This is a genomic window from Crocosphaera sp. UHCC 0190 (genome assembly GCF_034932065.1).
GTDB lineage: Bacteria > Cyanobacteriota > Cyanobacteriia > Cyanobacteriales > Microcystaceae > UHCC-0190.
In genome coordinates this window covers 22,787-43,800 of sequence record NZ_JAYGHP010000022.1, presented here as the reverse complement: position 1 = coordinate 43,800, position 21,014 = coordinate 22,787, and the positions used below count along the sequence as shown (strand labels likewise).

General features: G+C 39.1%; 24 protein-coding genes and 1 tRNA gene. 14 read left to right on the top strand and 11 right to left on the bottom strand.

Annotation, left to right across the window (positions count from 1 at the left end; all coding sequences use genetic code 11):
• The first annotated feature begins 159 nt into the window (after positions 1 to 159).
• The 5 genes from VB715_RS20695 to dnaG all read left to right on the top strand — a co-directional run bounded on the left by VB715_RS20695 (position 160) and on the right by dnaG (position 4,292).
• A complete protein-coding gene (locus tag VB715_RS20695; RefSeq protein WP_323303088.1) occupies positions 160 to 633 on the top strand; it encodes a hypothetical protein in 474 nt (157 codons plus the stop codon).
• A gap of 35 nt (positions 634 to 668) precedes the next feature.
• Positions 669 to 1,343: a glutathione S-transferase family protein gene (locus tag VB715_RS20690; RefSeq protein ID WP_323303087.1), complete on the top strand. Its 675-nt coding sequence runs from the start codon at positions 669 to 671 to the stop codon at positions 1,341 to 1,343.
• A gap of 8 nt (positions 1,344 to 1,351) precedes the next feature.
• On the top strand, positions 1,352 to 1,660 hold the full coding sequence (locus tag VB715_RS20685; protein ID WP_323303086.1) for a hypothetical protein: 309 nt from the start codon (positions 1,352 to 1,354) through the stop codon (positions 1,658 to 1,660).
• 139 nt (positions 1,661 to 1,799) lie between these two features.
• The gene (locus tag VB715_RS20680) at positions 1,800 to 2,087 is read left to right on the top strand and encodes a hypothetical protein (RefSeq protein ID WP_323303085.1); all 288 of its coding nucleotides are present in this window, start codon (positions 1,800 to 1,802) and stop codon (positions 2,085 to 2,087) included.
• A gap of 267 nt (positions 2,088 to 2,354) precedes the next feature.
• Positions 2,355 to 4,292 (top strand): DNA primase, encoded by a 1,938-nt coding sequence (dnaG, locus tag VB715_RS20675; RefSeq protein ID WP_323303084.1) that lies wholly within the window; start codon positions 2,355 to 2,357, stop codon positions 4,290 to 4,292.
• A gap of 56 nt (positions 4,293 to 4,348) precedes the next feature.
• Here dnaG and VB715_RS20670 read toward each other — a convergent pair whose 3' ends face one another.
• A complete protein-coding gene (locus VB715_RS20670; protein ID WP_323303083.1) occupies positions 4,349 to 5,272 on the bottom strand; it encodes an NAD(+) kinase in 924 nt (307 codons plus the stop codon).
• Between the two features lie 180 nt (positions 5,273 to 5,452).
• Between VB715_RS20670 and VB715_RS20665 the strand changes: the two genes are divergently transcribed.
• The gene (locus VB715_RS20665) at positions 5,453 to 5,665 is read left to right on the top strand and encodes a hypothetical protein (protein ID WP_323303082.1); all 213 of its coding nucleotides are present in this window, start codon (positions 5,453 to 5,455) and stop codon (positions 5,663 to 5,665) included.
• Between the two features lie 145 nt (positions 5,666 to 5,810).
• Here VB715_RS20665 and VB715_RS20660 read toward each other — a convergent pair whose 3' ends face one another.
• The 4 genes from VB715_RS20660 to VB715_RS20645 all read right to left on the bottom strand — a co-directional run bounded on the left by VB715_RS20660 (position 5,811) and on the right by VB715_RS20645 (position 8,106).
• Positions 5,811 to 6,440 (bottom strand): precorrin-8X methylmutase, encoded by a 630-nt coding sequence (locus VB715_RS20660; protein WP_323303081.1) that lies wholly within the window; start codon positions 6,438 to 6,440, stop codon positions 5,811 to 5,813.
• 15 nt (positions 6,441 to 6,455) lie between these two features.
• Positions 6,456 to 7,268: a TPM domain-containing protein gene (locus tag VB715_RS20655; RefSeq protein ID WP_323303091.1), complete on the bottom strand. Its 813-nt coding sequence runs from the start codon at positions 7,266 to 7,268 to the stop codon at positions 6,456 to 6,458.
• An 82-nt stretch (positions 7,269 to 7,350) separates the two neighbouring features.
• Positions 7,351 to 7,746: a DUF948 domain-containing protein gene (locus tag VB715_RS20650; RefSeq protein ID WP_323303080.1), complete on the bottom strand. Its 396-nt coding sequence runs from the start codon at positions 7,744 to 7,746 to the stop codon at positions 7,351 to 7,353.
• A 12-nt stretch (positions 7,747 to 7,758) separates the two neighbouring features.
• Positions 7,759 to 8,106, bottom strand: coding sequence for a YtxH domain-containing protein (locus VB715_RS20645; RefSeq protein WP_323303079.1), 348 nt, complete (start codon positions 8,104 to 8,106; stop codon positions 7,759 to 7,761).
• Positions 8,107 to 8,304: 198 nt separating this feature from the next.
• On the opposite strand from VB715_RS20645, the gene purH reads away from it, so the two are divergent.
• The gene (gene purH, locus VB715_RS20640) at positions 8,305 to 9,855 is read left to right on the top strand and encodes a bifunctional phosphoribosylaminoimidazolecarboxamide formyltransferase/IMP cyclohydrolase (protein WP_323303078.1); all 1,551 of its coding nucleotides are present in this window, start codon (positions 8,305 to 8,307) and stop codon (positions 9,853 to 9,855) included.
• A gap of 51 nt (positions 9,856 to 9,906) precedes the next feature.
• Here the strand turns inward: purH and VB715_RS20635 are convergent, their stop codons facing one another.
• Positions 9,907 to 10,626, bottom strand: coding sequence for a GDSL-type esterase/lipase family protein (locus VB715_RS20635; RefSeq protein WP_323303077.1), 720 nt, complete (start codon positions 10,624 to 10,626; stop codon positions 9,907 to 9,909).
• Positions 10,627 to 10,828: 202 nt separating this feature from the next.
• Here VB715_RS20635 and VB715_RS20630 point away from each other — a divergent pair, with 202 nt between their 5' ends.
• From VB715_RS20630 to VB715_RS20605, 6 genes are all read left to right on the top strand, one after another.
• Positions 10,829 to 11,056, top strand: a complete 228-nt coding sequence (locus VB715_RS20630; RefSeq protein ID WP_323292942.1) for a DNA-directed RNA polymerase subunit omega — start codon at positions 10,829 to 10,831, stop codon at positions 11,054 to 11,056.
• 12 nt (positions 11,057 to 11,068) lie between these two features.
• A complete protein-coding gene (locus VB715_RS20625; protein ID WP_323303076.1) occupies positions 11,069 to 11,686 on the top strand; it encodes a hypothetical protein in 618 nt (205 codons plus the stop codon).
• A gap of 6 nt (positions 11,687 to 11,692) precedes the next feature.
• Positions 11,693 to 12,061, top strand: coding sequence for a DUF1818 family protein (locus VB715_RS20620; RefSeq protein WP_323303075.1), 369 nt, complete (start codon positions 11,693 to 11,695; stop codon positions 12,059 to 12,061).
• Positions 12,062 to 12,108: 47 nt separating this feature from the next.
• A tRNA-Pro gene (locus VB715_RS20615) sits at positions 12,109 to 12,182 on the top strand.
• A gap of 328 nt (positions 12,183 to 12,510) precedes the next feature.
• Complete coding sequence (gene coaD / locus VB715_RS20610; RefSeq protein WP_323303090.1) at positions 12,511 to 12,984, top strand: pantetheine-phosphate adenylyltransferase; 474 nt, start codon at positions 12,511 to 12,513, stop codon at positions 12,982 to 12,984.
• Between the two features lie 42 nt (positions 12,985 to 13,026).
• Entirely contained in the window at positions 13,027 to 13,716 is a 690-nt protein-coding gene (locus VB715_RS20605; RefSeq protein ID WP_323303074.1) for an ATP synthase F0 subunit B, read from the top strand.
• A gap of 7 nt (positions 13,717 to 13,723) precedes the next feature.
• Here VB715_RS20605 and VB715_RS20600 read toward each other — a convergent pair whose 3' ends face one another.
• From VB715_RS20600 to VB715_RS20590, 3 genes are all read right to left on the bottom strand, one after another.
• Positions 13,724 to 15,106, bottom strand: coding sequence for an energy transducer TonB (locus VB715_RS20600; RefSeq protein WP_323303073.1), 1,383 nt, complete (start codon positions 15,104 to 15,106; stop codon positions 13,724 to 13,726).
• Between the two features lie 138 nt (positions 15,107 to 15,244).
• Positions 15,245 to 15,520: a hypothetical protein gene (locus VB715_RS20595; RefSeq protein WP_323303072.1), complete on the bottom strand. Its 276-nt coding sequence runs from the start codon at positions 15,518 to 15,520 to the stop codon at positions 15,245 to 15,247.
• Between the two features lie 259 nt (positions 15,521 to 15,779).
• Entirely contained in the window at positions 15,780 to 16,607 is an 828-nt protein-coding gene (locus tag VB715_RS20590; RefSeq protein ID WP_323303071.1) for a photosystem II manganese-stabilizing polypeptide, read from the bottom strand.
• 374 nt (positions 16,608 to 16,981) lie between these two features.
• Here VB715_RS20590 and VB715_RS20585 point away from each other — a divergent pair, with 374 nt between their 5' ends.
• Positions 16,982 to 17,332: a hypothetical protein gene (locus tag VB715_RS20585; RefSeq protein WP_323303070.1), complete on the top strand. Its 351-nt coding sequence runs from the start codon at positions 16,982 to 16,984 to the stop codon at positions 17,330 to 17,332.
• 83 nt (positions 17,333 to 17,415) lie between these two features.
• Here VB715_RS20585 and VB715_RS20580 read toward each other — a convergent pair whose 3' ends face one another.
• Entirely contained in the window at positions 17,416 to 18,681 is a 1,266-nt protein-coding gene (locus VB715_RS20580) for a tetratricopeptide repeat protein (protein ID WP_323303069.1), read from the bottom strand.
• A gap of 63 nt (positions 18,682 to 18,744) precedes the next feature.
• Complete coding sequence (locus tag VB715_RS20575; RefSeq protein WP_323303068.1) at positions 18,745 to 20,799, bottom strand: mechanosensitive ion channel family protein; 2,055 nt, start codon at positions 20,797 to 20,799, stop codon at positions 18,745 to 18,747.
• Between the last annotated feature and the right edge of the window lie 215 nt (positions 20,800 to 21,014).

Genomic DNA, 21,014 nt, shown 5'->3' with positions numbered 1-21,014 from the left:
TTAGTTTCGATATTTATCTGACTTTTTCTGCCAAGAAAATTCCTGATTGTTTCAGTATGAGTTAACAGCTTGCTTGTCTCCTTAATAGTTCTTAACATAGTGTTGTTTATTTATGTCCGACTACTTAATTGTTGTTGGGGATATGGTGAAAAATATTCTATGCGTCCTGAAAATTGGCCAAAGCATCTAAGAACGACTTCTGAAAGATTACAATCAGTTCAGTTTTTATCCCTAGATTTTGAAGAAGTAATAGAGTCCATTGAAGAGGATTTTTTTCTATTTATTGATCCGCCATATTTTGGTGCAGATCAAGACAAATTTTATTCCTGTAGTTTTAATTTAGACGATCATTATCGCTTAAACAACGTATTGAAAAAAAATGCTTCAAAATTTAGGTTTCTCATTACTTATGACAATGTTCCTGAGATCAGAGAAATGTATCAATGGTGTACCTCAATTCAGGATAACCAATGGAATTATACAATCAGTCAAACCGATGATCAGAAAAATAATAGAAAGCTTGCTGATGGTTATAAAAGTAACCGTTATCAAGGGAAAGAAATTTTTATTACTAATTACGATATTAATAAAGTTTCTAGAGTGGAACCTTTAGAGTTTACTAAATTTTTATAAGCTTTGTATAATAAGACTTTAAACTCCATTCATCTATGTTACTCCTACAATTTAGCACCTCTCATTATTGTCGAAAAGCCAGATTAGCATTAGGATACAAAAGGATTCCCTATCAAGTCGAAAACTTGACCCCAGGAATACATATTTTGAAACTAAAACCCCTAACAGGGTTAACAACTATCCCTGTTTTATTACCCCAAAAAACAGGAGAACCCCAAGCAGTTGCAGACTCAACCCGTATTTTTAAATATCTAGAAATTTATCAACCTGACCCCCCAATCATCCCAACCGACACTACCCAACAAACCCAAGCATGGTTATTAGAAGACTGGTTAGATGAAAGTATAGGGACAGCAACCCGTTTTGTCTATTATCATTTTAGGGCAGGGGAAGGCAAATCTATCGATCCCTCTTTATTCAGTCAACTGGTAATTAATATCGTTCGTCGTCAATATGGTATTACCCCCGCGACCGTCGAATTAGCCAGCCAACGCTTAGAAACGGCCATGGATGTGTTATCCTACTGGCAGACTCAGCCTTACTTGGTAGGCGATCGCCTGAGCGTGGCAGATATAGCCGCAGCAGCGTTACTCAGTCCCCTGGCATTAATTCCTCATTATCGCCACACTTACCCTTGGTTGTTTGAAAGAATTGTTACAATTCATAGCAGTTGTGGAGAAACGTTACCCCCAGGGTTGTCACCAAGGTAAGAATAAACATGAGATATCCAGCATTTTACAAGGTCATACCGATAAGTTTAGCCTTACAAATGATCGGTTTAGAGGTAGGAGTCGCTTTACCCCCTCCAGAGGACGTTCCTGAAGAAGTCTTGCGAATGGAAATTATTACGGAGGGAAGGTCAGGAATAGACGGAGAACCCTTAACCGCAGCAGAATATGCTCAAATTCAGGAAAAATTAGGGGAAAGACCCTATCCTCCTGAGATAAACTCAAAACTGCGTAATCTCATCTTCTTGTTGAAAATTCGGAAGATGCTCAAAACCTTTGTCCCTCTACCAATATTGTAGATTAGGTTTGATTCATATCACAAGATAACTGGATGAAGTTCACAATATACTTGAATAAATTTCACAGACTAATCATTAATAAACGGGTTATAACCAAGTTAACGATAAAAATAGTTTAGCAATTATTGGGGAGTTGACTGTGAGAATTGTCATTCGGTTAGGAACGATTTTTAATGTTAGTCTTGTCTTAGGGTTAGCTTTTATTTTTATAGGAGATAAGGTCTTACCCCAACCTTTAGGAAATGTTAGTGAAAATACTAGAATAACCCTTCATAAAACCATCGCTAAGTTTGTGAGGGAAGAAAAACAAGAGTTCTCTAATTTAAAGGGAGGAGAAGCAACCACAAAGGTTAAATTTCAAAAACCTGGTACTTATTTTGAACGTAGTGTTACAGCAGCAGAAAATCAAGTTAATACGTCTCAATAAATAAATAATTTTGTCCTGTTATTGGTTATTTTCAGGAGATTTAACTATTGATTGAATTAAAAAAATAGTTAAATCTTTTTTATGTAACAACTTTTCAGCAATTATTCATTATTCATTATTAATACTTGTTCAGGGTCATTATCTTGTATTTGAGATAAACTAAGAAGGGTTTCAATTTGCTGGAGACTTTGTGTTAAAGTTAAACTCATAACCCTGACTTCCTTTGATTTCTAACTTACTTTTATTATAGTTCCCTGAATCTGAAAAATGGACGTTCCTCGTTTACATCCTGATACCCTCGAAGAAGTTAAACAACGGGTTGACATTTATGATGTCATCTCTGATTATGTGGTGCTTAAAAAACGAGGAAAAGACTATGTAGGGTTATGTCCGTTTCATGATGAAAAAACTCCTAGTTTTAGTGTTAGTCCGAGTAAACAACTTTATTATTGTTTTGGGTGTGGAGAAGGGGGAAATGGGATTAAATTTCTCATGGAAGTGGGAAAACAATCTTTTAGTCAGGTTGTTTTTGAATTAGCAAGACGCTATCAAGTTCCGATCAAAACCTTGGAACCCCAACAACGTCAAGAATTACAAAAAGAACTCTCTTTAAGGGAACAACTTTACGAAATATTAGCGGTCACTGCTAACTTTTATCAACACGCACTTTCTCAACCTCAAGGCGAAATATCTCTTAATTATCTTACCACAAAACGGCAATTAAAATCAGAAACTATTCAACAGTTTCAGTTAGGATATTCTCCCGCAGGATGGGAAACTCTTTATCGTTATTTAGTGGAACAAAAACGTTATCCTGTTGCCATAGTTGAAGCAGCAGGATTAATTAAATCTCGTCAAAAAGGTAGTGGATATTATGATAGATTTCGGGATCGTTTGATGATTCCGATTAAAGATATTCAAGGGCGTATTATAGGGTTTGGAGGACGAACCTTAAGCGATGAAGAACCGAAATATCTTAACTCTCCCGAAACCCCTTTATTTGATAAAAGTCAGACATTATTTGCCTTAGATCAAGCAAAAAATAGTATTAGATCTTTTGATAAAGCGGTGGTTGTAGAAGGTTATTTCGATGCGATCGCCCTTCATGAAGTAGGAATTACCAATACCGTTGCTTCTTTGGGAACTGCCTTTACCCAAGCACAATTAAAACAGTTATTAAGGTATACAGAATCAAAACAAGTTATCTTTAATTTTGATGCAGATAAAGCTGGAATTAAGGCGACAGAAAGAGCAATTAATGATATTGAATCGTTAATTTATTCGGGTCAAGTTAACCTAAAAATATTGAATCTTCCTGATGGGAAAGATGCTGATGAATTCATCAAAACTCATAAAGATGGATTAGAACAATATCAAAAATTAATTGAAAATGCGCCTCTTTGGTTTGACTGGCAAATTCAACAATTATTAGTAGATAGAAACTTTAAAAAAGCCGATGATTTTGAACAAATTGCCCAACAAATGGTAAGGTTATTAAACCGTTTAACCGATAGTAATAAGCGAGCTTACTATACAGCATATTGTGCAGAAATTCTCAGTCAAGGAGAAGTAAGACTATTAACTCCTTATTTCAAGAAATTAGAAACCCAACTGAGTAAACCCCAAAGAACATCTTCAGCAAAACAATCATCTTTATCCCTCAAAGCTGCTAATACTTCTGAAGATAGTTTGCTAGAAGAAGCAGAAAAAACCCTATTAAGAATTTATCTTCATTATCCTGAATACCGTCAAGAAATTTTGAATAAATTAGAAGCTAAAAATCTTTTCTTTAGTTTAGCTCATTATCGGTTTTTATGGCAACAAATTTTAGAAATAGAGCAGCAAATTACTGATAAAAACTCCTTAGATTCTAATACCCTAATCACTCAATTACAGGAAAAAATCTTACAATCATCTCAATCTCTGGACAAAATAAATCAAATTTTACACCTAACAGAAACCAAACAGCAGGATGATAGTAGTCGTTGTTCATTAGAAATTGATGCTGCTTTAATTTCTCTGGAAAAAGTCAGCCTTGAAAAATATCGTCTTTATTGCTATAAAAAATATAAAAGTATTAACGAGAAAGAAGATCCCAACACTTATCAATTTTATGTGGATGAACATTCAATCTGTAGGCAAAAAATATGGAAACTAGATTCTTTACGCAGTTTCTCTCAACTTGATATTCATGGAACTGGTTAAACTCCAGTAGGGGTCAACGGCCGTTGACCCCTACAAAGAAGACAATGTATAAAAGATTAAGAAACCCGATGATTATTATCATAACGAATTCTCGCCCCGGCCCATTGTAACTTTTCTCTTAAGGTTTGATAAAAAGAATAATTCTCCCGTAAAACAATAAATCTCGCCATACAACTCGCCATTCTAACTGATACCCATTGTCCCGGCCAAATAGAAGTCGCTAAACAACTATCCGTCCATAATTTCGTATTTAATTCATAGTCACCCAAGGGCCAAATATCGACAACAGAACCAGGAGGAATAACAATAGGACGACTCGATAAACTCAGAGGACAAATAGGAGTTACGGCGATCGCATCCATTCCAGGATGAATAATCGGGCCATTGGCCGAAGCTGTATAACAAGTAGAACCCGTAGGAGTCGCTACTAATAACCCATCTCCTTGATATTGATCGACAATTTCCCCATCTACTTCAATTTCTAAGATAGCAGTGGGCATTCGGTCAACACAGGCCGGTTTAACACACATTTCATTAAGACAATAAAAACGCTCACTACTTGCTTGAGGGTTGCGGCGATCGCCTTCAAATAACCGCGCTTCTAACATCATCCGTTGTAACATAGCATAGCGATCGCCTTGGAGACGATCCCAAACCTGTTCCGTATCTTGAAATAATTCAAAAGGTTCCGTCAAAAACCCTAAATGTCCCCCCACATTCACCGCTAAGATAGGGATACCTTCTGGGGCTAATTGTCGGGCCCCGGCTAAAATTGTCCCATCACCCCCTAAAACGATGGCCAAATCGATTTTTTCCGTAGCTGAGGAGAGAAATACCGGATAGGGGTTATCCTTAAAGCCACTGGGTCCCATTAAGACTTTACAGTTACGGGCTTCTAATTGTCGAGCGCAGGTTTGGGCCCATGATTTACTTTGGGCATCTCCGGCTTTATGGGCAATAATAACCTGTTTCAGTTCCACGTTAGTTTATTTTGAGCTTAACATTGAGGAATGGCTAGGAGAGAGAGCCTTTCTTAACATAATTTATCGTGTTTCTCTGATTTGTCAGGGATAGGTGATTGCATCTTTTGAAATTTTAAGTATCGTAGGAAGTTAGGCACGTCGCCTGGTACTTGTACTTATCTTGGGGTATTCACGTCAATGACTATGAATCTTCTTCAACTCATTAACTATATATTACCTGCCCTCATCAGTATGATGCTTCTCAGCATGATTGTGGCTTCTCTCCCTGCTGTCTTAGCCAATGATTCACCAACTTCTGCTGTTGAAGAAGTCCAACCCTTAGAAAAGTCTACGGGAAATTTACAAGATTTACAAGGGCTAGAATATAAAAATTCCCCACCATTGCTCTGAAAAATTCCAGGCAGTGACTGAATCTTAGACTGAGTTAAACTTATCCTGATGGGCGTAATTTCTACTTGCGCCCTTATGCTTAATTCCTCTAATTATTGATGAATTTATAGTGCAGTCTTAACAAGTAATTTAGATGCTTAACAGCTTAACTCGCCCCATTTCCTATTTGTCCATAAGCTTGCCAAGCTAAATCTAATAACCCATTAACAATGGCCACCGCTACCACAGCACTACCCTTCCTTCCATCGACCGTAATATAGGGAACTTGGGCATCATGTAGCCTTTGTTTAGCCACATCTGCCCCAATAAACCCCGCCGGAGTGCCAATCACCAGAGCAGGTTTAATATTTTCATCTTCAACTAATTCCACCAAAGCTGTCAAAGCCGTTTGGGACTCCCCAATGACAAAAATAGCTTCAGGATAACGTTTAGCCAAGGTTTTGATCCCCCAGGCGGTTTTTGTTTGCGTTTTTTGGGGACGGGTAATGGTTTGGGTACTACAATAAACCGCATTAGCAAAGCTTTCCTGAAGATTTTGCACAATACCCACCTGTACCATTGGCACATCTACCACAATGGTACTACGGGCCGCTAAGGCAGCGGCCCCTGATTGTAAGGCGCGTTCAGAAAAACGAATTAAAGAAAGATAGTCAAAATCGGCGGTTTGATAAATCACCCGACGGATAATTTCATATTCAGCCGGAGAGAAAGCTGTCTCACCGATTTCACCATCAATCATGGCCAGACTTTGGGCATCAGTTAGGTGCCATTCCATAGTTAGCACACAGGATTAAGTATTAGTATTAGAGGGTGTAGGTTGGTTAAGCAGGGGAGATAGATAAGCCACTAATACCCCCAAGGCAAAGCCCATCACATTGCGAAACAAGGGCAACCAATCAGAAGTTCTTGTTACCACCGGCCCAATGCCGAAAGCGATAAAAAGTATACCCCAAAGCGGAGAGATAATCAAAACCCATTGCCAAGCAAAGACTTGATCTTTGTTACGAGGAATTCCGGCGAACCCAAAGACTAATCCCCCGACAATGGAAGTAATTAGGGTCAAAATCCATTGTTCTCTGGGTAAACCAGGCACTACCCCACAGCCGCCCTTAACTAAACAGCCTTTCACGGTATTTAATGAACTCATGATGGCATTATTTTCCCCATTATCTCGGACATAGTACATATTGCCAAAACGGGCTTGTAATTCAATCCAGAAGGTGCGGGGTAATAATTCATAGACATCATCCCCAATACTAAAGGAAAGGATGTTGCCACCGCGAGAATCCGCCACTAAAAGGATACTTTTGTCATCGAGTCCCCAAAAATTAATCACCGCACGGCCAGGAGAGCGATCATATTGAGTTAAGACTCGAAGTTTCCATCCTGTTTCCTGTTCAAAGGTTTCGATCTCATTAATCAAAGAGGATTCTTGAGGATCGGGGAGAAAATTAGCTAAATCAACTACAGGGGTAACAATTTCCGGTAATAACTCTGGATTATTAACCGCTAAGGCTGGTTTTGGTGAAAAAACTAAAATAGCAAGACTGAGAACACAAGTAACAAGGGTGATGAAAAAACGTTTCAGGCCAGGTTTCTGCATGGGAATAGAACTTAAGAAGGTCGTCAACAATTAAATAAATCTTAATCAATATTATATTTCTTTACAATTTTTTACATAAAAGTTAAGGTTTCTCCTCTTTAATTTTTTGGTAGGGGGAACGGTTCCAAGTTCGCAAAGCCGCTTTAACCCCACTAGCAAGACGACGGGTTCCTTGTTGTACCTTGTTTACCTGTTGCCGGGTACTATTTAAGCTTTGATCCACCTGTTTAACGATGTCTGAGGCACTTTTTACCCCACTATCAATATCATCAGTCAATTCACTAATTTCTAGCCCTGTCAGGCGAATTGATTCTAAGGTGGGAGGAAATTCTCGTTCTAGGGTATCAAACAATTTTTCTGCACTCCGGGCAGCCCTGGCTAATTCTTGTAGGGCAGGTAAAGCCGCCACTAAGACTGCAGTCAGACTGACAGCGACGAGTAAAAGAGAACATCCAAGCCAAAATAGGGGATCACTCACAATTGTTTTGCTCTAAGGATTATTGTCTGAGGGGCTAACATCTGACGTAATGTCACGGGGCAAAGAGGTTTCGGGTATCTCGGTTTGAGTCGCTTCAATACCCGCAGCGATCGCTTCTTTCAGTCGGACTAGGGTTTCTCCCCAATTTTTCTGGGCCGACTCCGACAGGCGATCGGCTTGTAGTTGTACCGTCGTTGATAAATCTTCGGCCATTTCGGGTAAAGCATCAGCGGATTTTTTAATAATACGTCTGGTTTCTCTTCCTGAACGGGGGGCCATTAAGATTCCGGTAACAGTACCAAGTAATCCACCGATTACCATTCCTACCACGAATAGACCGCCATTGTTATTCTTTGACATGGTTTCGCCTCTTGTTCTAACACCCATTTTAGGCAGAATTGGCGCATCGCTTACGGATCATTGATTTTTTTGCGATCACAAGTTGATCAATACAAAGGTTGTGCTTAATCTTATTTAATCCTAAAATTAGACCATAACCCTAACTGAGTCGTAGGATAATAACAATTAGTAATAGTTGATTAGAGAGATTATTAATTGATGACACGGTTAGCCCTACTGAGTGTATCAGACAAAACAGGAATTCTCGATTTAGCCCGTCAATTAGTTGAAGAATTCGACTTTGAATTAATCAGTAGTGGTGGAACAGCAAAAGCACTACAGGAAGCTGGATTAACTGTGACTAAAGTTAGCGACTATACAGGATCACCAGAAATTTTAGGAGGGCGAGTTAAAACCCTTCATCCGCGCATTCATGGGGGAATTTTAGGACGGCGAGATCTTCCCCAAGATCAAGAAGACATGACGGCTAACAATATTCGTCCCATTGATTTAGTAGTTGTTAATCTTTATCCCTTTGAACAGACTATTGCTAAGCCTGATGTAACGGTAGCAGAAGCCATTGAAAATATTGATATTGGTGGCCCGACTTTACTTCGTGCCTCAGCGAAAAACTTTGCTCATGTGACTGTTTTATCTAATCCTAAATATTACGAAGATTATTTGCAAGAATTACGAGCAAATAATGGAGAAATCTCTTTAAGTTTTCGGCAAAAGATGGCAGGTGAAACCTTTGCTTTAACTAATGCTTATGATGGGGCAATTACTAACTATTTTGCCAGTCTTTCAACAGGGACAGAGACTACTTTACCTACTCGTTTTACGGTTTCAGGAACAGCTTTTCAAACCCTACGTTATGGGGAAAATCCTCATCAAAATGCTACCTGGTATCAAACAGGTACAAAAGCGTCAGGTTGGACAGCAGCAACTCAATTACAGGGAAAAGAACTTAGTTACAATAATTTAGTTGATTTAGAAGCAGCAAGACGTATTATTGCCGAATTTGACCCTAAAGAACCCGCAGCCGCCGTTCTTAAACATACTAACCCCTGTGGTGTTGCTGTCGGAAATAGTTTGGCAGATGCCTATGAAAAAGCCTTTAATGCGGACTCTATCTCAGCATTTGGGGGTATTGTTGCCTTAAATCAACCCTTAGATGGGGAAACAGCCGAAAAATTAACGAAAACTTTCTTAGAATGTGTCGTCGTTCCAAGTTGTAGCGAAGAAGCACAAGCAATTATCAGCAAAAAATCTAAAGTCAGAGTCTTATTATTACCTGATCTCAAAAATGGCCCTTCTCAAACTGTAAAAGCGATCGCGGGAGGGTTATTAGTGCAAGACTCTGATGATGTAGTAGATGTCCCTGATAACTGGCAAATTGTTACAGAAAAACAACCCACCCCTGAACAATTAGCTGAATTATTGTTAGCTTGGAAAGTGGCAAAGCACGTTAAATCTAATGCCATTGTCATCACTAAAAATCGTACTACATTAGGCATTGGTGCAGGTCAAATGAATCGAGTAGGTTCGGTTAAAATTGCCTTAGAACAAGCAGGAGAATCTACTAAAGGGGGATATTTAGCCAGTGATGGGTTTTTCCCCTTTGATGACTCTGTGCGTACCGCCGCCGCCGCAGGTATTGAAGCCATTGTACAACCTGGAGGCTCATTAAGAGATAAGGATTCCATTGCGGCAGCTAATGAATTAGGATTAGTGATGGTATTAACAGGAATACGTCATTTTCTCCATTAATTATCGTTAGTAGGGGTAATTCATGAATTACCCCTACAGATAGGTTGAAAATCAAGCTTTCCTTAAGGCAAAATCTACCTGTTCAGCCTTTAATTGATGAATGGGTTGCCAAGCTAAAACATCATTAAATAAAGCCTCATAACCAGCGACATTGGGGTGGAGTCCATCATCCATTAAACGCGATCGCAGATAATTTTCTCCCCGTCCTAACCATAAATCAAAAATATCTAAATAGGGAATGTGGCGAGACTGACAAGCTTTTTTTGTCGCTTCCTTAAACCGATATTGATCAAAATGATTAAAATAAAAACAATCAATAAAGGGCATTTTTGCCTCATTTACCGGAACCATTCCCACAAATAAAACCGGACACAATTGTTGTGCATTGTCCAATAAATCTGCTATTTGTTGTTGAAATGTCTCAAAATCTGTAAATAAACGACCATCTGGCCTTCTTAACCTAGCTGAGTCATTCACCCCAACGGAAAGTACAATCACATCAGGAACTCGGTTGCGTAACTCTCCTCGATAGCGAAATTCCCCTTCTAACCGTTCTCCTACCTGAAGAGTGCGATCGCCGCGAACTCCTAAATTATATAAGACATGACCATTATCGTCCCCCATCCATTGACGACGCAACCGTTCAACCCAACCTCCCCCTGCTGTGTCACCATAGCCATAGACTAAACTATCCCCTAAAGCCACCACTCTCAATGACTGAGCTTGAAAGGATGAATTGCTGATCTGATGGGGTGTTGCAACCGTTGACATGAAAACGACTCCTACAATAAACTTTTAATAACTTTATATTTCTATATAAAACTTGATTTTAGCTTAATTAAGCAATTATGCTCCGTTTCATTGGATACCATTGACCCGAATTTTCAGTCAAAAATCGTCCAAAAAAACATTTCTTCTCAATAAATAGCTGCTTATGATATGATAGAGGATTAAAGTTATTTCATGTAAACTTATGCAAAAAAGACATGGCTTTGATTCATCACAGATTATTTATCGCGCCCAAGAGTTATTAGACGCAGCTTCTAACCGTTATCGCATCACAGTTCAAGTGGCCAACCGTGCCAAGCGTCGTCGTTATGAAGAGTTTGATAGTATTGATGATCCAAGCATGAAACCTGCCATCCGTGCCATCATTGAAATGTCAGATGAATTAACTCAACCAGAAATTATTAGCGACTAAGAAGATAAAACAATGATTAGGAAAAACCCTTCACGACCGATAAATCTGCCAAAATTGTTCGTGATCTTCCTTCTCAGTCTTACCTTAACCTGGGGAATCGGACAAATTTCAGGACGAGGTTTTGGACTTTGGGGGTTACAACCTCTCAATGCTCAAGACTTACGCCCTGAACAAGCAGCAGCAATTATCTACGAACAACAACCCGATCTCCCCAAAGAAAATCAATATAAGAGTGTTGAAACTGGGGAAATTGACCCTAATCATACCTTAATCAGTCGCTTTATCCGTTACCATCGGGATTTTAAACGACGCTTATCAGTATTGGATTTAGATTGGAAAATCACCTTAGCGGATTATTTGGGCATTAATCAGAGTATTCGAGAAAATAATTATCCAGGGGTTTCTACCCTCACCACCAGTCCTTTAGAAGCTGATATTGAAGCCATACGCCAACTAAACCGTCGTCAACGACAAGCCTTAGTGGATGAGTTGGTGAAACTTTACACCCCTGAAACCCCAAAAACGACGACGCAAACCGAAGGAAAACCAGCATTAGAAACCCCTGCAACCCCAACCCCGTCAACCCCTGGACTCTCTAAACCTGGGGATGCTCAGTTGTTGCTGCCGTGATCTAAAATGGGCGATCGCTTACTGAAACAGGGACAAGGATGGCGCGTTGGTTGGAAACCCGAAGCTTCGGGCTATGCTGCTTTAGTTGGGGGCGAGGATTGGGCTATAGAATTAACGGAGGCAGAATTTAATGATTTTTGTCGTCTGTTTGCACAATTAGCAGAGACAATGACGATGATGGCTCAAGGGTTGATGGAGGAGGAGCGAATTGCTTGTGAGGCGGAAAGCGACTTATTATGGTTAGAAGTGGAAGGATACCCCACAGCCTATTCATTGCGGCTTATTTTAAATCAAGGTCGTTGTTGTGAGGGAAATTGGCCCGCAGAGGTGGTTAGTGAGCTATGGCAAGCAATTCAACGATTAAAAATATTTTAACTTGCTTTTTTTAGGGGTATGTGTGTATAATAGAAATCTGTGAATATCGGGGCGTAGCGCAGCTTGGTAGCGCACTACTTTGGGGTAGTAGGGGTCGTGGGTTCAAATCCCGCCGCTCCGATTTAATTAAATAAAAAAGTTGTATTTTAGTACGATTAAAATGCCATAAGCCCTGATTTTCAGGGTGCTTTTTATTGAAACTTGATTTTTTGTATTGTTAATTAATCTCACAAGTTAGAGATATTAGAATGGAAGAAACATCTAGTTTCTTTTTTGCACAAAGAATGTCAATTAAACGAAAAAGAAGCCAACCATATTTTAAATAATAAACTACTCAATACTGTTGAATTTTGAATTCTGCATTTTGAATTCCGCGAAGCGGCAATAGTTTCCTCATGGTCAGATTTGACTATACTAAGGAAATTACTTTAGTTTTTGACATCAATATCGTGATTGCCATTTATCCAGGAAGTTTCGATCCCGTCACCCTCGGCCATCTTGATATTATTGAACGCGGGGTAATTTTGTTCGAGAAGGTGATTGTAGCTGTTTTGTGCAATCCTAACAAGCAACCTTTATTTACGGCAGAAAAACGGGTTGAACAAATTAGCTACTGTACTCAACATTTACCACAAGTAGAGGTTGATAGCTTTACCGGATTAACTGTAGACTATGCTAAATTACACAAAGCCAGGGTGTTGCTCAGGGGGTTAAGGGTGTTATCAGACTTTGAAAAAGAACTACAGATGGCTCACACCAATAAAACCCTCTCTAAAGAAGTAGAAACGGTGTTTCTCGCCACCAATAAAGAATATAGCTTCCTGAGCAGCAGCACAGTCAAGGAGATTGCCCAGTTTGGGGGTTCCATTTCCCATTTAGTGCCTGAAAACGTCGCTAGAGACATCCGTATACATTACAGTTAATTAACAAAGGATCTATCGTTTTTATTATTTTTATTGATACTTATGGTACGCCGAAACTCCTCTTCCCCCAATGCTTCAGTAAACCGTCAAGGCAATGGCACGACGGATCGCCGAGAGGTTGATTTTGATATTCAACAAGAATTAGCCCGTCTTCAGGAAATGATCTATGAAAGCTTTCATATTCCCGTATCCCGATGGACTATTGTCGATGAAGATAAGTTGCTTGAGCAATTAGATCTGATTGGAACGAAAATTCCTGAAGCCATTAGAAAAGCTCTCTCCGTGTTGGAGCAAGAGCAAGATATTATTGCTGAAGCGGAAGCTTATGCAGAGCGTATTGTCCAGTCTGCTCAACAAAGGGCTGCCCAAATTTTGGATGAATCAGGGATTATTCAACAAGCACAACGAGAAGCAAACCAAATTCGTCAACAGGTACAGCAGGAATGTGAAGCCATTCAGTCCCAAACCATGGCCGAAATTGAGCAATTACGCCAAGTCACCACCAGCGAAATGCAGCAGTTGCGTCAACAAAGCATGGGAGAAGCCCAAAATATTCAAGACGGGGCTGATGAATATGCAGACGCGGTATTAACCCGCCTAGAACAGCAACTGAGCGAGATGTTAGGGGTGGTTCGCAATGGTCGTCAGCAATTATACGGTAATTCGCCTCAACGCAAGGCTACACTGCCAGGAAAGCCCCTTCCTAGCAGTGTGAAGAAACGCCCCCAGTGACAGTTGATTAATTAGTAGTTGGGGCCCCTTCATCCTTACGGGAAGTCGGGGGGGCAGGGACTGTCAATGAAGACTCTGGGGCAGCCTTTCTACTCGCAGGTGGAGCCGGGGCGACAGAGGGTTCCTTTCTCGCTTCCGTTGGCACGGGGGTAACTGGGGGTTTTTCTTCAGGGAGAGGAGCAGGAATGAGAGGAGGTTCCTTTCTCGCTTCCGTTGGCACGGGGGTGACTGGGGGTTTTTCTTCAGGGAGAGGAGCAGGAATGACAAGAGGTTCCTTTCTCGCTTCCGTCGGCACGGGGGTGACTGGGGGTTTTAAGGGTCTTTCCGTCTCATTGCCAGGAAGGGCTGGAGTTTGGGAGGGTTCGGTGCGAGCAACCGCCGGACAAATGTTAGAGTTTGGTTGAAAAATGACTGTTACCCTAGTCGGTTGGGAAAAACTCTGTGATCGCACATCTTGAAACCCTTGATTATTCAAGATTGGATAGCCTGAACTCTTGGTCATAAAGGGGGGTTGAGTCAGTTGTCCTTGGGCATTAACTTGGACATTATAAACAGCCGAACCCTCTAATTTGGCGTTGCAAGCGGCTCTCGGATAGGTTCCTCGAATAGTCATCATTTGGCTTGGCTTGAGGGTTAAGCCTGTTTGCTGCATCCATTCGAGATCTTTGCGTCTCGCTTCTTCCCGTTCGGTTCCTTGGGGATTATAAGCCAGGTTTTCTGCCCCATTTTGGATATTCCCCACAATGCCATCTCTTCCCGTTAAAGATGAGGTATTAGTAGCAATTTCTTCTCTTCCATTGACATTACCAAAGAAATCATCTTGAGGCCCTTGTCCGAGGGATGGTCGATCAAAGGGAATTAAGGCCCGAGGATCGTTAGTCAGGGGGTCTTTCATTGATGACTCAGTTAAGGGAGTTGGGGGTCTAAGGACACTAGGGGGAGGTGGGGGTGGGGCGATAGGAAATGAGCGCGGTGGTGATGCGATGGGAATTCTACTGTAATTACCATAGGAAGATAGGGGCGGTAAGGCCGGTAAACTTGGTGGGGCCGGTAAATTACTTAAGGGTGCTGGTAGGGAAGGGGCGAAGTTAGGAGAATCTAACACCGGAACATCCCCTAAAGCTGTATTAGGAAAATCTGGCATATCCAAAGACCCAGAAGATTGATCCGGTAGGCGATTTTGCTCAGCAGAACTCAATTCAATGACATTGACATTTTTGGGTTTCCCGTCTGAGTCTGGGTTATCACCCGTCGGTAAGTTAGTAAGGTAGGGAACAACAAGAAAGAGTGCCAGACCATGAAGGCCGACAGAGGTAAAGGTCGAGAGGAGATTAGAATTAAAGACCCGAATGGGTAGGGGTTGAATGAGAGAAGGGGAGGACATAGCCATTACACTGAACTTCGTAGGCAATTCTGTTTAGTTATTTATAACAAAAGTCACGCACTTATGACACAGCGATCGCTATGATTCCTTGCTTAACACCTGCTCTCCTTACCCGATGAATCCTCATTTTATAGCGACCTTTACTCAATCAATTTTCTCTAGTTGCCAAAGAATTTGGTTTCCTTCTCGGCGAACCCGTGAGACAACCCAATTACGCCAAGACCAATGATCCCCCCGACTGGTGACAGCACTGGCATTGATATCCATTAAATCGGCTAATTCTGAGCTAGTAATTAAGTAACCCTTACTGGCGATTTCATCAGCAATGCGTAGGGTTTCAATGAGATTTTGAATTTCAATCACTCTCTCTTCACGGGAGAGATCGAGTTCTTCAAGCGCACTGACAGATGAGTCAATCATAGTGGTATCGATGTTTAATTTCTAAGAGGTTGTCTGGAGTCAATAATCAAGAAAGTTGCTAAGATTTCAGCAATCTTACTATCATTGATTTTAGCGATTTTTGGCGGAAATATCAGTTTAACAAATTTTTTTCTCAGGAATAACTGACCATATATCTCTCCAAAAACTATTATGAAAACCGTCATTAAAACCGAAAGGGGCAAATTGCCCCTTTCAATTGCTGAGATAATTGTCCTTAAGAAAAGTCAGTATCTAATCTTTATACTGAAGGTGTGACGCGAGCATAGAAAGTACCGCGAATTTTCACATCAACGGCTTCTTTAGCTCCTAAGTCCGTATCAGAAGGCTGTTCACTTTCAAATACGCCACCGATTTCTCCAGTTTCCTTATCAACTTTGGTCACTTGGAGAGAAATAGAACCCTTACCAATGGGAGTTTGTTTCACATTGGCGTATTCTTCACTATCAGCACCCGCAGGTAAAGCGACGGCATTGTCATACCCAGTGGCTAAACCACGACCTTTTGGATCTAAGAAAGTCGCACCCCGATAGGAAGGAACTTTAAAATCTCCTTCAAAATCAACAGAACTGTTAATGGAAGTAAATCCAGGCTGAGTTTTACCCACTAAGTTTTTAATAGTAAAGAAGAAAGGAACCTGTTCACCACCTGGTAATTGAACCGTTACAGGTTGGAAGTCCATACCACCTTCTTCAATGAAGGTTAAGACCCCATCTTTACTCACACTAATTTTGCCAGTAATCTGCTCTAAACTGGTGGTGAAACGGGTTAATAACTTACCGGAAACATATTCTGCTTCTTGGCGTTTATTAAGAGGTTCTTCCTTGACAAAATATTCTGTGGGTTCCAGACATAAATCGTCAACTTGATAAGTTTTACCAGGTTCAATGGGAAGAGAACCCCGTGTAAATTCAGACATTTGGGGACACTTATTAGCTAGTCCTGTATTTAAAATCTCTTCGTAGGTTAAATCCTGGGGATTAACCGCATTGGCTGGACCTTCGCTACAAGCTGTAATTAACCCTAAGCACAATGCTAGAAAAGCAATAATTAATGAACGAAATCTCATGATCATCCTCGCTTTGTCAATCTCAATGTGACATAATCCCGCGCACTCCGCGCTTTGCTTTGTGCGGGGAATCTCCCTAACTCACGATAGGGCATTCCTGGTTATTTCCATCACTGGGATTTCGCCACTTATCTCAAACCCATTGGTACATATTTATGAAATACGAACCGATGTTGGTTTCCCGACAGAACGACTAATCAGGCGTTTTCGTTTTCCAGAGTCCCTGGATACATATAGTCTTTTGGACAAGTTAGGCAATTGCATCGGGATCTACTTTACCAAAATTCGTCCCCCCCTTCCCCTAAACGGAGTAATTCTTTATCACCAAAATCTTCTATCATAAGGTTGGCTAGGGAAAGGATTTAGGATTTAGGATGGAGCAACCAAAAACATCAAGCCCAACAGAACAGCCCCTGAACTCCCCAAATAGTTCTTCTTCAGATTCCCTGCAAGAGATTATTTTGAGGGTACAGACAGTCGCTGAGCAATGTGATGGAGATTCTCAGGCATTGTTAGACTTGCTCCGTACCTTAGAAACGTTACACCGAGAAATCCGCTCTAATCTATTTGAGCCGTCTTTACCCAATACTCGCAATGCTTTATATGAGTTTCTTAAAGAAATTGATGAAAGTGGAGGATGGCCCTATATCGAGCGGATGAAGCTTCAAGCATTCCTCAAAATGGTTTCTCAGAACGATAAGACTTCCCCAAATACTCAATCTTGAAAGGGAAAACCCATAACTTCTGACTTGCTAAGACGCATTCTAAATGCGTCTTGGCTGATAACCATAACCAGAAAAATATCTTATTAAAATTTATATTCTAAGCCTGTGGAAAAAAAGAAATGCAATTTAGGGTTTTCTTCGTATATTTGCTGATTACGATAGCGCAAAAATAAACGATTGGTAAATGACCATCTTTCAGTCAAGGGAAAAGAAAGCTCAGTATTAGAACTAATAATATAGTTATCCCAATCACCTAAATCTGGGATAATTGCAAGGGTTTGATTAATATTAGCCTGTTCAAACGAAAAACCCCGCCCTAAGAGGATAATCGCAAGGGTTGGATTGATTTCATCCCGTCTTTTTTCAAAATTAATATAATCATATTCATAACGCGGCCCCAGTCCCATTTGAAAATCTAAAAACTCTCTGTTAGACTCTCCTCGCCATAAATTTAAACCCGATCCTAACCAAATATTACTAATAATGGTTAAGTCTTCATCATCGTTTCTAGATGAGAATAAATCTTCGTTAACCGTATTAAAAAAATTAACAAAAAAATTCCAATCACTGTCAAAATGATGACGGTAAACTGAGGTTATAAAACTCCCTGGTCGATAATTATTAACCGTACGACTACTATCATAATTAAAAGAAATATTACCATCAACGAGAATATCTTTTTCTGACCATTGTTTTGAAAAATTAAGATTAACCCCTAAAAAACCTGTGGTATCCCGGAAAGAATTAACTGCTCCGGCAAATCCTAATTTCAGACTGCTTGGGGTTTCTGTAAAAGGAAATTCTGGTAAAGGTTGAGATGCTTCTGTGATTATGGTTTGACTTTTCGCAAAGAGAATTTCCGCCTTTTTTCCTTGCCCAATTTTTTCATATTCAAACGAAATAGTTAATAATAATTTTCCTTTAACAGATTGATCTTCAAGGGTATTTATTAGACTAATTGTATTATTTAAAATATTAATTGCTTGCTTTTTTTGCCCAATCTTATCATAATGACTAGCAATATTGTTTAGGGTAGTTATTTTTAGAGTAATATCCTCAAAATTTTCAGCAATTGATAAAGAGTTTTTTAAGAGAGCGATCGCTTGTTCAAGCTTACCTAAATTAGCATAAGATAAAGCGAGATTATTTAACAGTATGATTTTTAGGTGTGAGTCATCCATCTGATCAATCATTTCTAAACTTTGAGAAAGTCTAGACTTTTTTGAAATCTCATTATTGCCTGGGGACAAATTCACTTTAATTGTTTGATCCTGATTAAATTCTTGATGGGTAATGCTGGCCAAATTTGAACTCGCAAAAAGTATTCCTAATAATGAGCTTTCTAACATATTTATCTCCAACTATGTTACTAAAAAAAGATGATCTTGAGATATGTTAAGTTTGTTTGACTTCTAACTATCTTGTTTAGAAAGAAAATAAGCTAATAATTTATCATTATTAGTAGAAGAATCACTGACTGAAATTTTATGGTGAGGAATACCCAAAGAAATGCCAGCTTCATCTAATGCTTGTTTAACTCTTAGACGAAATTCTCGACCAATTCCCCAATGTTCACTCGGTTGGGTTTTAATTAAAAGATGAATAAGAATACCTTCATGGGATATTTCATCAACCCCTAAAACTTCTATCGCTTCGAGAAATTTTTTGCCCCATTCTGGTTCTTTTTGCATTTGATTAGCTACTTTAATCATAATATTTATTGCTTTTTTAACATCTTCATTCCAAGCAATCTTAATCGTAAAATTAACCCTTGACCAATCTTTGGTATTATTAATCACTGTGGTAATTTTACTATTGGGAATGGCAATTACTTGTCCATCTAGATTACGTAAAGAAGTGACAAATAAATTAATATCTTCCACTAAACCTGACATACCGCCACCGATATCAATTACATCCCCAATCGCATAGCGATCAGTACATAAAATTAGGATACCATTAAGCATATCTTCGAGTAAATTACGGGAAAGAAAAGCGATAGCAACGGCAAAAATTCCTGCTCCTGCTAAAATTGAAAGATCAAGTCCAATTATCCAGAGACTTATATAGATTCCTAGGACAATTGTGATAAAGGTTGTTGCTTGCTTGAGGGTAATTGAATAAGTATTTACTCTCAAGGTATAACGATTAGAATTAGGGTTTGTTACCTGTGCTTCACTTGCCCAACGGTTAAGATAATAATCAATGACAAAATCTCCTAATTTATCAATAAAAATTAATCCTATCCAAATAATTAGCAAATTTAGACTTTCTTTTAATAAATAAACTGAAAAAAAACGAGTTTGACGAAAAATTAACGTAATAATAGTTATTCCCAAAATTAAAACTATTAATTCTAGAATGAAGTCTATTCTTATAAAAAGTTGAGATAAGTTTATTTTCTGTTTAAGCAAAGTTTGTCGCCGTAAAAAAATCTTTTGTTTTGAGCGAGACAACTGATTATATATCCACGTATTTTTACGAAAAATTTTCTTGATAAAATTCAAAAATCTTGTTATTTTTGGAGGAAACTTTTCACTTTTATTTGAAAATTCATTTTTCTCAGCTTGTTTATTTCCTAAAGATTCTGATTTATTATTATCATTCTTCTGATGGGCAGTAGCCTCGGCATCAATTGTCAAAAATTCTGTTAATTTTCGTAGTTTTTGTATAAGATTATTATTCCATTTTCTCAAAAAATTACGAATCAATTCAATCAACCAAATTAAGATTAGAGTTATCCCTATAATTACCCCTGAAATAAACCATCTCGACTTCGGATATTGTCGATCAAATTCATATCCCCAAAGGGCATTACTGAACGATATTTTAATCGTATCTTGCCATTTTTTAGCTAATTGTTCCACAGTTGTGCCATTGGCTTTTGCATCCATATCAGTAACAGTGACAATGGATTGTGAAGCGATTCCTAAATCAAATTGAGAAGTAATATAGATAACTGTTTGTTGATTTTTAAAACCAATTTCAATGTTCGGTGTCCAAGGATGGGAGGGTTTAAGAGTAGCAGGATACCACAATTCTTTGACGGATGTGGGCAACCAAAATTGCCAATCTGCGATATGAGGAACCTCAAAATTAGTTTGATTTGTAATAATATTTTGAAAAATTTTATCAAACACTTGCTGAACTAACTTTGCCCGTTGTTCTAATGCTTGAGTTACCTCAATATTAGATTGATTAAGTTCTTTAAGGGCTGCTAAGGTTAGTTCAGGAGTCAATAAAGTTGTTTGAATTCTTCGAGAGTCATCATAGATATAAACATCACTACACCAAAATCTCCCACAAGCATAAGCTTGATTAAGGTCCCAGGGTGTTGTTGACGTGGTTTGGTTATCAGTGGGTGTGGTAAATATCGGAATTTGTCCGACAGTGCTTGGTGTCCAGGTCAAAGCTAACGTTAAACTACAAACAACAATAATAATAAAATTTTTTATTTGTTTAAACATTTTTTTATTGTTTATTGATTTGATACTCAGGAGAACCCCCAGAGGTTATCATATCAGAGCAACAATCAGATTCAGATGGGCTTTTTGTCTTCCGTGATTTTAATTATGCAGCTTCGATTGAAGGAAATACAGGAAAATTAACTGAAGTTCAAACCAAATAATTAATACTGAAATTTATGTTCGATTACTTACCGTAACATTAGATAATAAGAAAG

What these genes read in the sequence shown, in the direction of transcription:
- VB715_RS20695 (WP_323303088.1), top strand. Translation starts at nt 160, where the DNA reads ATGCGTCCTGAAAATTGGCCAAAGCATCTAAGAACGACTTCTGAAAGA.
- VB715_RS20690 (WP_323303087.1), top strand. Translation starts at nt 669, where the DNA reads ATGTTACTCCTACAATTTAGCACCTCTCATTATTGTCGAAAAGCCAGA.
- VB715_RS20685 (WP_323303086.1), top strand. Translation starts at nt 1,352, where the DNA reads ATGAGATATCCAGCATTTTACAAGGTCATACCGATAAGTTTAGCCTTA.
- dnaG (WP_323303084.1), top strand. Translation starts at nt 2,355, where the DNA reads ATGGACGTTCCTCGTTTACATCCTGATACCCTCGAAGAAGTTAAACAA.
- VB715_RS20665 (WP_323303082.1), top strand. Translation starts at nt 5,453, where the DNA reads ATGACTATGAATCTTCTTCAACTCATTAACTATATATTACCTGCCCTC.
- VB715_RS20660 (WP_323303081.1), bottom strand. Translation starts at nt 6,440, where the DNA reads ATGGAATGGCACCTAACTGATGCCCAAAGTCTGGCCATGATTGATGGT.
- VB715_RS20655 (WP_323303091.1), bottom strand. Translation starts at nt 7,268, where the DNA reads ATGCAGAAACCTGGCCTGAAACGTTTTTTCATCACCCTTGTTACTTGT.
- VB715_RS20645 (WP_323303079.1), bottom strand. Translation starts at nt 8,106, where the DNA reads ATGTCAAAGAATAACAATGGCGGTCTATTCGTGGTAGGAATGGTAATC.
- purH (WP_323303078.1), top strand. Translation starts at nt 8,305, where the DNA reads ATGACACGGTTAGCCCTACTGAGTGTATCAGACAAAACAGGAATTCTC.
- VB715_RS20635 (WP_323303077.1), bottom strand. Translation starts at nt 10,626, where the DNA reads ATGTCAACGGTTGCAACACCCCATCAGATCAGCAATTCATCCTTTCAA.
- VB715_RS20630 (WP_323292942.1), top strand. Translation starts at nt 10,829, where the DNA reads ATGCAAAAAAGACATGGCTTTGATTCATCACAGATTATTTATCGCGCC.
- VB715_RS20625 (WP_323303076.1), top strand. Translation starts at nt 11,069, where the DNA reads ATGATTAGGAAAAACCCTTCACGACCGATAAATCTGCCAAAATTGTTC.
- VB715_RS20620 (WP_323303075.1), top strand. Translation starts at nt 11,693, where the DNA reads ATGGGCGATCGCTTACTGAAACAGGGACAAGGATGGCGCGTTGGTTGG.
- VB715_RS20605 (WP_323303074.1), top strand. Translation starts at nt 13,027, where the DNA reads ATGGTACGCCGAAACTCCTCTTCCCCCAATGCTTCAGTAAACCGTCAA.
- VB715_RS20600 (WP_323303073.1), bottom strand. Translation starts at nt 15,106, where the DNA reads ATGGCTATGTCCTCCCCTTCTCTCATTCAACCCCTACCCATTCGGGTC.
- VB715_RS20595 (WP_323303072.1), bottom strand. Translation starts at nt 15,520, where the DNA reads ATGATTGACTCATCTGTCAGTGCGCTTGAAGAACTCGATCTCTCCCGT.
- VB715_RS20590 (WP_323303071.1), bottom strand. Translation starts at nt 16,607, where the DNA reads ATGAGATTTCGTTCATTAATTATTGCTTTTCTAGCATTGTGCTTAGGG.
- VB715_RS20585 (WP_323303070.1), top strand. Translation starts at nt 16,982, where the DNA reads ATGGAGCAACCAAAAACATCAAGCCCAACAGAACAGCCCCTGAACTCC.
- VB715_RS20580 (WP_323303069.1), bottom strand. Translation starts at nt 18,681, where the DNA reads ATGTTAGAAAGCTCATTATTAGGAATACTTTTTGCGAGTTCAAATTTG.
- VB715_RS20575 (WP_323303068.1), bottom strand. Translation starts at nt 20,799, where the DNA reads ATGTTTAAACAAATAAAAAATTTTATTATTATTGTTGTTTGTAGTTTA.